The organism is Geodermatophilus amargosae (assembly GCF_041028265.1).
Taxonomy (GTDB): Bacteria; Actinomycetota; Actinomycetes; order Mycobacteriales; family Geodermatophilaceae; genus Geodermatophilus; species Geodermatophilus amargosae_A.
Genome location: NZ_JABGCW010000005.1, coordinates 1 through 13,019, shown reverse-complemented (window position 1 = coordinate 13,019; position 13,019 = coordinate 1). Strand labels below are relative to the sequence as shown.

At 75.3% G+C, this 13,019-nt stretch carries 16 protein-coding genes; 6 read left to right on the top strand and 10 right to left on the bottom strand.

The genetic code is table 11. From position 1 onward, the window contains the following. Positions 1–81: 81 nt before the first annotated feature. On the top strand, positions 82–528 hold the full coding sequence (locus HLV61_RS07720) for an SRPBCC family protein (RefSeq protein ID WP_369253972.1): 447 nt from the start codon (positions 82–84) through the stop codon (positions 526–528). Beyond that, a complete protein-coding gene (locus HLV61_RS07715; protein ID WP_369253970.1) occupies positions 521–1,048 on the top strand; it encodes a TetR/AcrR family transcriptional regulator in 528 nt (175 codons plus the stop codon). The genes HLV61_RS07720 and HLV61_RS07715 overlap by 8 nt, the downstream gene beginning before the upstream one ends. Before the next feature lie 4 nt (positions 1,049–1,052). Here the strand turns inward: HLV61_RS07715 and ppk2 are convergent, their stop codons facing one another. The 5 genes from ppk2 to HLV61_RS07690 form a co-directional block, all read right to left on the bottom strand. Beyond that, a complete protein-coding gene (gene ppk2 / locus HLV61_RS07710; RefSeq protein WP_369253968.1) occupies positions 1,053–1,889 on the bottom strand; it encodes a polyphosphate kinase 2 in 837 nt (278 codons plus the stop codon). 48 nt (positions 1,890–1,937) lie between these two features. Further along, a complete protein-coding gene (locus HLV61_RS07705; RefSeq protein ID WP_369253966.1) occupies positions 1,938–3,395 on the bottom strand; it encodes a protein adenylyltransferase SelO in 1,458 nt (485 codons plus the stop codon). Further along, on the bottom strand, positions 3,392–3,760 hold the full coding sequence (locus tag HLV61_RS07700) for a hypothetical protein (protein ID WP_369253964.1): 369 nt from the start codon (positions 3,758–3,760) through the stop codon (positions 3,392–3,394). The genes HLV61_RS07705 and HLV61_RS07700 overlap by 4 nt, the downstream gene beginning before the upstream one ends. An 84-nt stretch (positions 3,761–3,844) precedes the next feature. Next, complete coding sequence (locus tag HLV61_RS07695) at positions 3,845–4,621, bottom strand: MBL fold metallo-hydrolase (protein WP_369253962.1); 777 nt, start codon at positions 4,619–4,621, stop codon at positions 3,845–3,847. A 7-nt stretch (positions 4,622–4,628) separates the two neighbouring features. Then, the gene (locus HLV61_RS07690; RefSeq protein ID WP_369253960.1) at positions 4,629–5,468 is read right to left on the bottom strand and encodes an alpha/beta hydrolase; all 840 of its coding nucleotides are present in this window, start codon (positions 5,466–5,468) and stop codon (positions 4,629–4,631) included. A 186-nt stretch (positions 5,469–5,654) separates the two neighbouring features. Here HLV61_RS07690 and HLV61_RS07685 point away from each other — a divergent pair, with 186 nt between their 5' ends. Next, positions 5,655–6,608 (top strand): helix-turn-helix domain-containing protein, encoded by a 954-nt coding sequence (locus HLV61_RS07685; protein ID WP_369253958.1) that lies wholly within the window; start codon positions 5,655–5,657, stop codon positions 6,606–6,608. A 99-nt stretch (positions 6,609–6,707) separates the two neighbouring features. After that, on the top strand, positions 6,708–8,156 hold the full coding sequence (locus HLV61_RS07680; RefSeq protein ID WP_369253956.1) for an amino acid permease: 1,449 nt from the start codon (positions 6,708–6,710) through the stop codon (positions 8,154–8,156). 19 nt (positions 8,157–8,175) lie between these two features. Here HLV61_RS07680 and HLV61_RS07675 read toward each other — a convergent pair whose 3' ends face one another. The 5 genes from HLV61_RS07675 to HLV61_RS07655 form a co-directional block, all read right to left on the bottom strand. Further along, positions 8,176–8,802 (bottom strand): hypothetical protein, encoded by a 627-nt coding sequence (locus HLV61_RS07675; protein ID WP_369253954.1) that lies wholly within the window; start codon positions 8,800–8,802, stop codon positions 8,176–8,178. Positions 8,803–8,857: 55 nt separating this feature from the next. After that, a complete protein-coding gene (locus tag HLV61_RS07670) occupies positions 8,858–9,376 on the bottom strand; it encodes a nitroreductase family deazaflavin-dependent oxidoreductase (protein ID WP_369253952.1) in 519 nt (172 codons plus the stop codon). After that, positions 9,373–10,209: an alpha/beta fold hydrolase gene (locus HLV61_RS07665; RefSeq protein ID WP_369253950.1), complete on the bottom strand. Its 837-nt coding sequence runs from the start codon at positions 10,207–10,209 to the stop codon at positions 9,373–9,375. The genes HLV61_RS07670 and HLV61_RS07665 overlap by 4 nt, the downstream gene beginning before the upstream one ends. A gap of 88 nt (positions 10,210–10,297) precedes the next feature. Then, entirely contained in the window at positions 10,298–10,654 is a 357-nt protein-coding gene (locus HLV61_RS07660; protein ID WP_369253948.1) for a hypothetical protein, read from the bottom strand. A gap of 92 nt (positions 10,655–10,746) precedes the next feature. After that, positions 10,747–11,397 carry a maleylpyruvate isomerase family mycothiol-dependent enzyme gene (locus HLV61_RS07655; RefSeq protein ID WP_369253946.1) on the bottom strand — a complete coding sequence of 217 codons (651 nt, stop codon included), beginning with the start codon at positions 11,395–11,397 and terminating at the stop codon, positions 10,747–10,749. Positions 11,398–11,504: 107 nt separating this feature from the next. On the opposite strand from HLV61_RS07655, the gene dapB reads away from it, so the two are divergent. Together dapB and HLV61_RS07645 are read left to right on the top strand one after the other, a co-directional pair. Continuing rightward, complete coding sequence (gene dapB / locus HLV61_RS07650) at positions 11,505–12,329, top strand: 4-hydroxy-tetrahydrodipicolinate reductase (protein ID WP_369253944.1); 825 nt, start codon at positions 11,505–11,507, stop codon at positions 12,327–12,329. Positions 12,330–12,357: 28 nt separating this feature from the next. Next, positions 12,358–12,888 (top strand): dihydrofolate reductase family protein, encoded by a 531-nt coding sequence (locus HLV61_RS07645; RefSeq protein ID WP_369253942.1) that lies wholly within the window; start codon positions 12,358–12,360, stop codon positions 12,886–12,888. The last annotated feature ends 131 nt before the right edge of the window (positions 12,889–13,019 follow it).

Below are 13,019 nucleotides of genomic sequence, written 5' to 3'. Positions count from 1 at the left end.
GACCGCGCTCGCGCCGACCCCCTTGACACTGGCTAACACCGTTAGCCACCCTGGGTGGCACCACCTGCCGAGGAGCCGTCCATGACCAAGATCCTGACGACCGAGGTCCACATCGCCGCCCTCCGGGAGCGGGTGTGGGCCGAGCTCACCGACCTCCGCGCCTATCCGGAGTGGAACCCGTTCATCGTCCGCGCGGAGGGGGACGTCGTCCGGAACGGCCGGCTGTCGCTGCGCATGCAGCCGGTGGGCGGCAGGGCGCTGACCGTGCGCCCGCGGCTGCTCGAGGTCGCGCCGGCCCGGGAGCTGCGGTGGCTCGGCCGGCTGGGCCTGCCCGGACTGATGGACGCCGAGCACGTCTTCCGCCTCGAGCCGTCGGGGTCGGGCACCCGTCTCGTGCAGGAGGAGACCTTCCGCGGCGTGCTCGTCCCCCTGGTGGCACGGACCCTGGACCGGGGCACGCTGCCCGCCTTCGAGGCGATGAACCAGGCGCTCAAGGAGCGCGCGGAGCGGGCCCGCGCCCGTGGCTGACCCCGCCTCGCCGCGCGTCCGGGAGATCGTCGCCGTCGCCCGGGACCTCCTGGAGCGGGAGGGTCCCGAGGCGCTGACGATGCGGCGGATCGCCGCGGCGCTCGGCATCCGGGCGCCGTCGCTGTACAAGCACGTGCCGGGCAAGCCCGCCCTCGAGGTCGCCCTCACCGTGGCCGGCTTCGAGGAGGCGGCCGCGGCGTTCGAGGCCGCCACCGCGGGGTCCGACGACCCGCTGCCGGCCTTCGTCGCGGCCTACCGCGCCTTCGCCCGGGCCCATCCGCACCTGTACCGCCTGATGACCGACCGGCCCCTCCCCCGCGCCGACCTCCCCGCCGGCCTCGAGGCGCGCACCGCGGCGCCGCTGCTGCGCGCGACGGGCAGCCCGGAGCGGGCGCGCGCGGCCTTCGGCTTCGTGCACGGCATGGTGCTGCTCGAGCTCACCGGCCGCTTCCCCGACGACGGCCTGACCGGGCGGGCCTGGGCGGCCGGCATCGCCGCGCTGCGCCCGGCACCGCGCTGAGCGGTCAGGGGACGACGTCGGGCACGAAGCGCTGGCTGTCCATGGGCGGGCGCTCGTAGTCCTCGTCGACCGGCGGGCGCGGCGGGAGCTCCGGCGGCTCGGGTGTGAGGTCCTCGTACGGGACCTGGTCGAGGAGGTGGCTCATGACGTTGATCCGCGCCCGCTTCTTGACCTCGGCCTCCACCACCCACCACGGCGCCTCGGGGATGTCGGTGGCGGCGAACATGGCGTCCTTGGCCTTGGAGAACTCGACCCAGCGGTTGCGCGCCTCGAGGTCCATCGGGCTGAGCTTCCAGCGCTTGGTGGGGTCCTGCAGCCGCGCCTGGAACCGCTTCTCCTGCTCGGTGTCGCTCACCGAGAACCAGTACTTGAGGAGGATGATCCCGCTGCGCACGAGCATCCGCTCGAACTCCGGGCAGGAGCGGAGGAACTCCTCGTACTCCTCGTCGGTGCAGAAGCCCATGACCCGCTCGACGCCGGCGCGGTTGTACCAGGACCGGTCGAACAGGACCATCTCGCCGCGGGTGGGCAGGTGCTGCACGTAGCGCTGGAAGTACCACTGCCCCCGCTCGCGCTCGCTGGGCGCCGGCAGGGCCACCACCCGGGCGGCGCGCGGGTTCAGCGTCTCGGTGATGCGCTGGATCGCGCCGCCCTTGCCGGCGGCGTCACGCCCCTCGAACACGACGACGACGCGCAGCCCCTGCGCACGGACGAACTCCTGCTGCTTGACCAGTTCCACCTGCAGCCGGGCGACCTCCTTCTCGTACCAGGCGCTGTCGACCTTGCGGGTGGACTGCGGCGACTCCTCGACCGAGGGGCCGGACCGCTTCTTCGAGGCCATGCCGCAGCATCGACCCGCCGGGCCGTACCGGCAACCGCGGCGCCGGCCTCAGGTGCCGCAGTAGGTGACGAAGGGGCCCTCCGGCCCCGGCGCGGCGTAGCGCTCCAGGCCCGGGCGCTCGTCGAACGGGCGGCGGACCACCTCGACCAGGCGCTCGAACGGCGCGAGGTCACCGGCCGTGGCGGCGGTCAGCGCCTCCTCGACCAGGGAGTTGCGCGGCACGTACACCGGGTTGACCCGGTCCATGGCGTCGGCGTCGGGAGCCAGCGCCCGCCACCGCTCGAGCCAGGCGTCGACGGCGGCGAGGTCGAGGACCAGCTCGCGGGCCGGCTCGGCGTCGCCGCGGGCGGCCCGGCCCAGCCCGCGCACGAACGAGGTCAGGTCGACCCGGTTGGCCAGCAGCAGCGCCAGCAGGTCGTCGACCAGGGCCCGCGCGACGTCGTCGTCGAGCCCCTCGGGCAGGCCGAGCTTGGCCCGCCAGCCGGCCAGCAGGGCGGCGTCGAAGAGCGGACGGAACCGGCCGAGCGCCTCCACCGCGAGGGCGACCGCCTGCTCCTGCTCCTCGGCGAACAACGGCAGCAGCGCCTCGGCCAGCCGGGCCAGGTCCCACTCCGCGGCGAGCGGCTGGTTGCCGTAGCGGTAGCGCCCGCCCTCGTCGACCGAGCTGAACCAGGTGTCGGGGTCGTAGGCCTCCATGAACGCGCACGGCCCGTAGTCGATGGTCTCGCCCGACAGCGTCATGTTGTCGGTGTTCATCACGCCGTGCACGAAGCCGACGAGCATCCACCGCGCCACCAGGTCGGCCTGCGCGGCGACGACCGCCTCGAACAGCGCGAGGTGCGGCTGCTCGGCGCCGGCCGTGGCGGGGTGGTGCCGGGCGATGGCCTCGTCGGCGAGGCGGCGCAGCAGGTCGTCGTCGCCGGTGGCCCGGGCGAACTGGACGCTGCCCACCCGCAGGTGGCTGCCGGCCACCCGGGCGAGGACCGCGCCGGGCAGCAGGGTCTCGCGGCGGACCGTCCGGCCGGTGGCGACGACGGCCAGCGAGCGGGTGGTGGGGATGCCGAGCGCGGCCATGGCCTCGCTGACGACGTACTCGCGCAGCATCGGCCCGACGGCGGCGTACCCGTCGGCGCCGCGGGAGAAGGGCGTGCGGCCCGAGCCCTTGAGGTGCAGGTCGGAGAGCCGGCCGTCGGCGCCGGTCAGCTCGCCGAGCAGCAGCGCCCGGCCGTCGCCGAGGCGCGGGTTGTAGTAGCCGAACTGGTGGCCGGCGTAGGCCTGCGCCACCGGCCGGGCGCCCTCGGGGACGGCGGTGCCGGTGAGCAGGGCGACGCCCTCGGGGGTGCGCAGCGCGTCGGCGTCGAGGCCGAGCTCGGCCGCCAGCGGCTCGTTGAGCGCGAGCAGCCGCGGGTCCGGCGTCTCCGCGGCCTGCCAGGGCAGCGCCATCTCCGGCAGGGCGGTGGCGAAGCGGTCGCCGAGGGCGACGGTCAGGGCGGGGGCGACGCTCATCCTCCCGAGGGTACGAGCGGAGCCCAGCCGCGCAGGGCCGGCGGCAGGTGCCCGCCCACGCGGACGGCCAGGGCGCGCAGGCGGGCGGCCGCGGACGGGCGCGGGGCCGCCGGCCGCGACTCGACGGCGGCCAGCCGCGTCTGCAGGTCGGTGACCGACGCCGAGCCCGCTGCGGGCGGTGGTGTGGTGGCGAGCCGGGCGAGGCCGTCGGTCAGCCCGGACACCAGGCCGGCCACCTCGTCGGGGCGCAGCTTGACGGTCCCGACGCACAGGTCGTCGCGCCAGATGCTCAGGTCGAGCAGGCCCTGCGCCGGGTGGGTGGAGACGCGGACCGCGCGGGTCGGTCGCGCGCGTCCCAGACCCATCGGGCCCGCGCCGGCAGTGCGGTGACCGTCATCGCCCCACGATCGGCCTCCGCCCGCGGGAGGGCCAGCAGGGACGGCTCGGGATCAGACCTCGGTGGGGACGCCCGCCTCGAGCCAGCGCACGCGCCGGCGGACCTCCTCCGGCGCGGCGGCCAGGTCGCGCTCGGCACCCTCCCGTCCCTGGCGGAAGTGGCTCCAGCCCTCGGAGTGCACCGGGACGACGACCCGCGGCGCGGTCAACCGGACCACGGCCGCGGCCTGCCGGCCGGTCATGGAGTACCGCACCGGCCCGCTCACCGGGAACCGGACGCCGCCCAGGTGCAGCACGGCGACGTCGACCCGCAGCCGCTCGGCGACCCGCCGGAGCCCGGGGAAGGCGACCGTGTCGCCGGAGATCCACAGGACGCCGTCGGTGCGTCCCGGCTCCCGCACCGCGAACCCGACGACGTCGCCGACGACCGGGCGGCTCAGCGGCGGGCCGTGCCGTGCCGGGGTGGCGATCACCTCCAGCGGCGGGCGGCCGGGGCCGTCGAGGACCGTGGTCTCCCAGGGCCGCAGCCCGCGCACGCCGGCGCCGAGCCGGCGCGCGCCCGGAGCGGTCGTCACCACGACCGGCACCCGGGCCAGCAGCGCCCGGCCGGCGTCGTCGAGGTTGTCGGCGTGGTGGTCGTGGGTGAGCAGCACCGCGTCGACCGGCAGGACGTCGTCCGGGGAGAGCGCCGGGCCGCCCGTCTTCGTCGACCCGGTGCCCCAGCCGAAGGAGTAGTGCCGCCCCGGCGGGTCGAAGGTCGGGTCGGTGAGCAGCCGGCGGCCGGCGACCTCGACCAGCAGCGTCGGCCCGCCGACGTGCGTGAGCCTCACACGGCGCTCACTGCGCGCCGGCCACCTGCGACCGCGGGCCCGTGGCGTGGGCCAGCGCCCAGTCGAGGACCTCGTCGGCGATCCGCTCCCAGCCGGCCTGCGCGGGCAGCAGGTGGGCGTAGCCGGGGTACTCGCGCAGCTCGGTCACCGTGTCGCCGCGGTAGTGCTTCGCGTTCGACCGCTGGACCGCCGGCGGCTGGATGTGGTCCTCCCCGCCGGACACGAACAGCAGCGGCGGCCGGGCGTCGTTGGCGTAGTCCACGTGCGCGTCCTGCGGGCCGGGCATCAGGTTGGCCAGCACCGAGTTCCACAGGATCCGGCCCGACGCCGGCACGTGGTACCGCTGGTACAGAGCCCGGGACTCCTCGTCGCTGAACGTGTTGGTGAACGCGTAGTGCCACTGCTCCTCGGTCAGCCCGACGGCGCGGTGCCGGTTGGCCGGGTTCTTCAGCACCGCCCACGCCGAGCGCAGCTGCGAGAGCGGGATCACGGTCACACCCTCGGTCGGTGCCGAGTTCAGGACCACGCCCACCGCGCCGAGACCCCGGTCGAGCAGCAGCTGCACGATCGTGCCGCCGGCGGAGTGGCCGATCAGGATCGGCGGGCGGTCCAGGCCGCGCACCAGGGCGGACAGGGACTCGACGATCGCCGGCAGCGTCACGTCGGCGATCGGCGTCGGGTCGGCGTTGAGCGCCTCGACCTCGCCCTCGAAGCCGGGATAGGGCGGGGTGAGCACGCGGAAGCCGCGGCCCTCGTAGTGCGTCTTCCAGTGCTCCCAGCTGCGCGGGGTCACCCAGAACCCGTGGACCAGGACGATGGTGTCCGGTGCGGACGGCGGAGTGGTCACGGTCGCTCCCTCGACGGTGGTGGCCGGTCATCCGGAGCCTGGCAGCCCGCCCGGTCGGGAACCGGGCCGTGCGTGCAGGACTCCGGTCCCTGCCTGCACGTCCGCGGGTTCCGGTCCCGACCGCGCTCTGCCAGGCTCGGCGGCGTCCACGGGGGACGCCAGCTGCCCCAGCCCCAGGACGGCGCGATGCTGCTCTTCGACACCACCCCGCTCCCCCGCGCCGACCGCGCCGAGGCGTTCCGCGTCGCGATGCAGGAGGCGTCGGCGTCCTGCCGCGTCGAGCCCCGCGACGAGCCCGCCGCGGTGCAGGCGCGCGTGCAGCTGTTCCCCTACGGGACGGCCGCGCTGCTGGCCACCGACGCGACGCGCTTCCGGATGGTGCGCACCCCGCGGCACCTGGCCCGCGACGCCGCACCCGTGGTCTGCCTGGCCTTCCAGCACCGCGGCCGCGGCGAGTTCGCCCAGCTGGGTCACGAGCAGCTCGTCCGGGACGGCGACCTGGTGCTCGTGGACATGGCCGCGCCCTACGGGTTCGCCTGCGCGACAGGCGGCGGGTCCCGCGCGCTGCTGGTCCCCCGAGACCAGCTCGGCCTGCCGGTCGACGTCGTCCGCCGGGCGACGCCGCGGCTGCGCGCCAGCCCGCTGCACGACCTGGTGCGCGCCCACCTGCAGCGGCTCGCCGACGACGCCGCCGAGCTGTCGGCCGACCCGGGCGCGGCCGCGCTCGGCGCCGCGACCGTCGAGCTGGTGCGCGCGCTGGTGGTCTCGGCGGCCGGAGACCCCCGGCACGGGCCGGCGGTCCGCGAGGACACGCTCGTTGCGCGCGTCCGCGCCCACGTCGCGCGGCACCTGACCGATCCCGACCTCACCCCGGCGGCGGTCGCCCGGGCGCACGGGGTCTCGCTGCGCCAGCTCTACAAGGCCTTCGCCGGCGCGGGGGCCAGCTTCGAGCAGGAGGTGATCGGCCAGCGGCTGGAGGCGGCGCGGAACCGGCTGTCCTCCCCCGCCGGCCGGCAGCGGCCGATCGCCGCCGTCGCCCACGCGTGCGGGTTCGCCGACGCCAGCCACTTCGCCCGCCGGTTCCGCGGCGCGTACGGGATGAGCCCGCGCGAGTGGCAGCGGACGGCCGCCGGCCGCTGACCGGCCTCCGCCGCCCCGGGGGCCGGGCGGCTCGTTTTGCCGACCCACCGGAGGGCGGGCACCCTGTCCTCCCACGGGGCCCGTGACGAGGGGACGCCCATGAGCACTCGCGACCAGCGCTCCATCTGGCGGCGCATGCCCGTCGAGCAGATGGAGGACGAGCAGGAGCGCAACGCCGGCGGCACGCTCGCCAAGAGCCTCGGGCTCTGGCAGCTGACCGCGATCGGCGTCGGCGGCATCATCGGCGTCGGGATCTTCTCCCTCGCGGGCCTGGTGGCCCACGGCGACGCGGACAACCCCGGCGTCGGACCGGCGGTGCTCATCGCGTTCCTCGTCGCGGGCCTGGCGTCGGCGGCCGCGGCGGTGTCCTACGCCGAGTTCGCCGGGATGATCCCGCGGGCCGGCTCGGCCTACACCTACGGCTACGTGGCCCTCGGCGAGATCATCGGGTGGTTCATCGGCTGGGACCTGCTGCTGGAGTACATCGCCATCGTCGCGGTCGTGGCGATCGGCATCTCCGGCTACCTCGAGGCCCTGCTCGACGGCCTGGGGCTGACGCTGCCGACGTCGATCACCGCCTCCGCCGAGGAGGGCGGCGTCGTCAACATCCCGGCCGTCCTGATCTGCCTGCTGGTCACCTTCATCCTCAGCCGCGGGACGAAGACGTTCGGCCGGTTCGAGGTCATCGCCGTCGGCATCAAGATCGCACTGATCCTCGGCATCATCGGACTGGGCGTCTTCTACGTCGATGCCGGGAACTACGACCCGTTCCTGCCGTCCGGGTTCGGCCCGGTGCTCACGGGCGCGGCCACCGTCTTCTTCGCGGTCTTCGGCTACGACGCCATGAGCACCGCGGCCGAGGAGGCCGAGGACGGCAAACAGCACATGCCCAAGGCGATCGTGTACTCGCTGATCATCGCCATGCTGCTCTACGTCGCCGCCACACTCGTGCTCACCGGCATGCAGGACTACCGGGACATCGACCCCACCGCCGGCTTCGCCTCTGCCTTCGAGAGCGTCGGGCTCTCGGCGATCGCCAGCATCATCTCGGTCTTCGCGGTGCTGTCGATCCTCACCGTGATGCTGACCTTCCTGCTCGGCGTCACCCGCGTCTGGTTCTCCATGAGCCGCGACGGGCTGCTCCCCCGGTGGTTCGCCAAGGTGGACCACAGCGGCACCCCGCAGCGGGTGACCTGGATCGCCGGCATCGGGTCGGCCGTGCTCGCCGGCGTCTTCCCGATCCGCGCCGTGGCGGACCTGACGAACATCGGCATCCTGTCGGCGTTCATCGTCGTCTGTGTCGCGGTGATCCTGTTCCGCTACACCCGGCCGGACACGCCCCGCTCCTTCCGCCTCCCCTTCATGCCGTTCGTGCCCGCCTTCGGGGTGCTGGCGTCGCTGTTCCTGATCTGGCAGCTGCCCTGGGAGACGTGGGCGCGCTTCGGGGTGTGGCTGGCCATCGGGTTCGTCATCTACTTCACCTACGGCCGCAAGCACTCGCTGCTGGACCCCGACAGCCCGAACCACAGCCGGCCGATGCAACGGTGAGCGTCGAGCGAGGGCCGTCCTAGGGGCGCAGCGCCTGGCTCTCGCGGTAGGAGAGGTCGCGGACCGCACGGAACAGCGCCACCGGCTGCAGGTCGTCGGCGCCGAGGGTGGGGAGGAAGCGCAGCTCCTCGGACTCCGCGTCCGGCAGCGCCGCGCCGAGGGTCAGCCGTCCCCACCGGGTCCAGCCGCCGGCGAGCGGAGCCGCCAGCAGCTCCCAGCCGTCGCCGTCGCTGCGCGCTCCCAGCATGACGGTGCGGCCGGTGCCGGTGCGGTGGGGCAGCACGGAGGAGAACGTCCGGCCGATCGGCGCCGGCAGGAACAGGTGGCGCAGGCCGGGCGGGCCGCCGGCGGTGTTGACCAGCAGGTCCAGCGGTCCCCCGTCCTTCCCCAGCCCGCCGAAGCGGACGGCGAGGCCGACGACGTCGGGCAGCGGCGCGGGCAGCCCCACCGCTCGCGAGACCCGGACGACGACGTCGTGCCGGTCCGCCTCGTCGAGGAGCCGGGCGCCCCAGCTGCCGCCGCCGTCGGTGAGGACGGTGCCGGCCGACGCCTGCCCGCGGGGGTGGAAGACCCGGGCGCCGCGCACCGCCGTCCCCAGGGCGAGCGCGGACGCCGTCACGGCACGGGGCAGGGCGAGCAGGTCCATGCCGTCCCGCTACCCGGCCGGTCCCCGGGGAACCCGCGCGGGCGGGACGCGGAGCTCAGGCGGGCTCGAGGAGGAAGACCCGGAGCCGCCGCCGCTCGCCGATGCGGCGCCGGTAGGCGGCGTAGCCGAGGTACAGCGGTGCCGCCGCGGCCATCACCTGCTCCGCCTCGTCGTCGGTGGCCGGCCGCGCCACCACCTCGATCGTGCGGTTCCGGTAGGTCACGGTGGCCCGCGGGTCGGCCTCGAGGTTCAGCGCCCACGCGGGGGTGGCCGGCTGTCCGAAGTTGGACCCGATCAGCGCGAGGGTGTCCGCGAACGGAACGGCCACGAGGTGCGTGGTACGCCGCTGTCCGGTCCTCCGGCCGGTGGTGGTGACGTCGAGGACCGGCAGGCCTGCCCCGGCCTCCGGCACGCTCGTCCGGCCTCCGCTGAGCCGGCCCACCCAGGTGTCGACCGGTGGCAGGGTGCGGGCGAGCACCCACGCTCCCGGCCGCGACGCGACCGCCACCTGCATCGCCCGCTGCACCGCGTTCGGCGGGCGGAACCGGTAGCCGAGGTCGCGCGCGAGGCTCACGGCGTGCCCTCGGGGGGCTCGTCGAGGAACGCGAGGACCATCGGGAGCAGCCAGTCCAGCCGGTCGAGCACGCCGCTGCCCGGCGGCATGTAGTGCGTGGACCCCGGCAGGATCGCCAGGCGTGCCCGGGACAGGCCGGCCAGGTCACCCATCGCCCCGCCGCCGAGCAGGCGGAAGAGCTCGACCACGTGCTCGGCGCGGACGGCGTCGGCGTCCCCGGCGACGACCATGGCGGGGGCGGCGATCCCGCGGATGTCCTCGGCCGGCCAGTCGAAGGGCGTCTCGTCGAGGGTCTTGAGCTTCTGGACGAGGACCGGGAAGTGCCCGGGGTCGGGGGCCAGCGCCTGGTAGGACGCCTCCATCGGGGAGCCGGCGAACATCTCGGGCGTGATGCCGGGGACCATCTCGAGCAGCTCCGGCTGCATCCCCGTGCTGGAGTGCGTCGCCGAGACGACCACGAGCCGGCGGACGACGTCGGGATGGCGGACGGCCACCTGCAGCGCCGCGGCGCCGCCCATGCTGTAGCCCATCACGTCGGCGTGGCCGATGCCGAGGTGCGCCAGCAGGGCGGCGGCGTCGTCGGCCATGCCCTCGTAGGTGAGGGGCCGGTCGACGTCGGCCGTCCGGCCGTGGCCCTGCAGGTCGGGGACGACGACCTGCCGGGTGACCGCGAGCACCGACACCAGCGGCGCGAGGTCGCCGGCCGACATGTAGGCGCCGTGCAGGAGGAGGACCGGGGTCGCGCCCGACTCCGCCCCGTGCACCTCGTGGTACATCCGCACCCCGTTGACCGGTGCGTACCCGGTCGCCGCTGGCGTGCCGGCATCGGTCACGGCGTTCCTCCTCGGTGGTTTCCCGCAGCGGGGCGATCCTCGCGCAGGCGGGTGACGGCTGAGCCGTTCCCGTTCCCGGGAGTGCCGCTCACGGCTCGGGCGGCGGGCCCCAGCGCACCTGCTCCGGACCCGGCATCGGCAGCGGGTCGTCGGCCAGGGAGTAGACCTCCAGGCAGGACAGCCGACCGTCGTGGGCGAACAGCAGGATCCCGCCGACCGGCTCGCCGCCGGCGCCGACCACCGTCCCCTCCAGCGGCACGGGGCTCTCGGCCGACGACCGGGGCGCGGTGTCGGGCACGTGCAGGTCGAGGGTCCCGCAGCCGCACGTGCAGCCGGGTGTCGCGCTGACGTCGCGGACCTGCGCGCGGAGTTCCTCGACACCGTCGAACGGGTGGCGGAGGAGTGCGTCGAGCAGCGCGAGCTCGGTCCTCGTCAGCGGCCGCACGCCGGCAGTCTCCCCGACGGCGCCGTCGACCGGGGGCCGGCGGCGATCCCGGCCGCGACGCCTCAGACCGCGACGCCTCAGACCGCGACACCTCAGACCGCGACGCCCTGGAGGCGCGACCGCAGGATCGGGACGCCGGGGCCCTCGAGCTCGTCGACGTACGGTGCGCGACCGGCCATGCCCATCACCAGCGCGAGGGTCGATCCGCGCACCAGGGGGCCGGCGCCCGCGGCGAACGGCCCGTCGTCGGCCTCCAGCCGGAGGCCGGCGGCGTGGGTGCGGCCGGGGACGGTGAAGTCCCGGCCGGCGAAGAACCGGGCCACGGGTGTCAGCGCGTCGACGTCCGGTGTCCGGGCGAGCCCCAGCGGCCGGCGGATGTCCTGGGCGTGCACGACGACCTCGCCGAGATAGGCCGGGGTGTGGGACGACGGTGCGGTGGTGCTGCTGATGACGGCGCGGAACAGCCGCAGCGTCTCAGCGGGGGTGCTGCCGCGGTGCTCGGCCAGCCGGCGCTGGTTGTGCACGTCGGGGCGGAGGCGCGCACCGAGCATGCTCCGCAGCCACCGCCACCGGCCGATGCTCGCCGCGGCGGTGAGGTGGGCGACGACCTGCTCGACGTCCCACTCCCCGCACAGGGTGCCGTGCCGCCACTGCGTCTCGCCGAGGCCGGACAGGTCCTCCGCCAGCGCGGCCCGCTCGGCGTGCGCGAGTGCCCAGAGGGCGTCGTCCTGTGGTCTGGCCATGTCGCTCGGAGCCTCCTGGTCGGTGCAACTGCGGGAGAGACCCGCGCCGACGCCTCGACTCATCGTTCCTCGGGCGGCAGACGGCCGGGGAGCCCTAGGTTCGACGGGTGATCAGGATCTGCTTCGCCGGTGTCACCGGCTGGACGGCGCCTCCGATCGTGGCCGCGATCGACGCCGCCGACGACCTGGTGCTGGTCTCGGGGGTCTCCCGGTCCGCCGCCGGGCGGCGCCTCTCCGACGTGACGGCGTCGGGCAGTCCGGGCCCGGTCTCCGCGACGGTCGCCGAGGCCCTGGCGTCGGTCGAGGCCGACGTGCTCGTCGACTACACCAGTGCCACCGCCGTCCGGGAGGGCGTGGAGACGGCGGTCCGGGCCGGCGTGCACGTGGTCGTCGGCTCCAGCGGGCTGACCGCCGACGACTACGCGGACCTCGACCGCCTCGCCCGCGAGCACGGCGTGGGGATGATCGCCTCGGGCAACTTCTCGGTCATGGCCGCCGTCCTGCAGCGGGCCGCCACGCTGGCCGCCCGGCACGTCGGCCACTGGGAGGTCGTCGACTACGCCTCCGCCACGAAGCCCGACGTGCCGAGCGGCACCGCGCGTGAGCTCGCCGAGACGCTGGGGCAGGTGCGCACCCCCGGGTCCGCGGTCCCGCTGCCGGACCTGCACGGGCCCGCCGAGGCCCGTGGCGCCGACGTGGCGGGGACCCGGGTGCACTCGGTGCGGCTGCCGGGCTTCGTGCTGGCCACGGAGGTGGTTTTCGCCGCGGGCGGGGAGCGGCTGACCCTCCGCCACGACACCGGCGAGTCCCCGGCTCCCTACGCCGACGGCACGCTGCTGGCGATCCGGAGGGTCGCCGAGGCGCCCGGCGTGCGGCGGGGCCTGGACCGGCTGCTGTTCGACGAGCCCGGCGCGGACGGCCGGCCCGCATAGGGGTTCCTCCGGCCTACGCTCGTCGGCCATGGCGACGGTCTTCGCCGGGATGGCGGCCAGCCTGGACGGCTACATCCAGTCGGCGTCCGGGGACCTGGCCTGGCTCAACGACGCCATGGCCCCGGGCGAGGACTACGGGTTCGCCGACACCGAGGCGCGCACCGGCGCCTACGTCATCGGCGCCACCACGTACCGGGAGCTGGGCGGCACCGCCGGCCTCGGTGCCGTGCCGACCTACGTGGTCACCCACGACGCCGGCCTGGCCGCCGGCCCGCACGTGCGCCCGTACGCCGGCGACCTGACGCGGTTGATCGACACGGTGCGGTCCGACGTCGAGCCCGGCAAGGACATCTGCGTCTACGGCGGCGGACGGCTGGTCACCGGTCTCCTGGAGCTCGGCCTCGTCGACGAGCTGAGCGTCTCCCTCGTCCCCGTCGTCCTCGGCGGCGGCGTCCCCTTCTTCGGCGCGATGACGTCGAGCACGAGACTCGAACTGAGACGGTGCCGACCCTTCCCGTCCGGCATCGTGCTCCTGGACTACCGGGTCGTGCGGTCCTGACCGGGAGCCGGGGAGCTCGGCGCGGGCTCAGGCGTGCAGGGTGGGCCGGTAGAGGAGCTCCTGGATGCGGCCGTCGAGCGTGCGGCTCTCGAGCAGCTCGAGGTCGAAGTCGGCGGCGCCCCGGAAGACCG

Excerpts from the sequence above, each read along its gene's own strand:
- HLV61_RS07645 (WP_369253942.1), top strand. The coding sequence starts at position 12,358 with ATGGCGACGGTCTTCGCCGGGATGGCGGCCAGCCTGGACGGCTACATC.
- HLV61_RS07655 (WP_369253946.1), bottom strand. The coding sequence starts at position 11,397 with ATGGCCAGACCACAGGACGACGCCCTCTGGGCACTCGCGCACGCCGAG.
- HLV61_RS07720 (WP_369253972.1), top strand. The coding sequence starts at position 82 with ATGACCAAGATCCTGACGACCGAGGTCCACATCGCCGCCCTCCGGGAG.
- HLV61_RS07705 (WP_369253966.1), bottom strand. The coding sequence starts at position 3,395 with ATGAGCGTCGCCCCCGCCCTGACCGTCGCCCTCGGCGACCGCTTCGCC.
- HLV61_RS07685 (WP_369253958.1), top strand. The coding sequence starts at position 5,655 with ATGCTGCTCTTCGACACCACCCCGCTCCCCCGCGCCGACCGCGCCGAG.
- HLV61_RS07675 (WP_369253954.1), bottom strand. The coding sequence starts at position 8,802 with ATGGACCTGCTCGCCCTGCCCCGTGCCGTGACGGCGTCCGCGCTCGCC.
- ppk2 (WP_369253968.1), bottom strand. The coding sequence starts at position 1,889 with ATGGCCTCGAAGAAGCGGTCCGGCCCCTCGGTCGAGGAGTCGCCGCAG.
- HLV61_RS07680 (WP_369253956.1), top strand. The coding sequence starts at position 6,708 with ATGAGCACTCGCGACCAGCGCTCCATCTGGCGGCGCATGCCCGTCGAG.
- HLV61_RS07700 (WP_369253964.1), bottom strand. The coding sequence starts at position 3,760 with ATGGGTCTGGGACGCGCGCGACCGACCCGCGCGGTCCGCGTCTCCACC.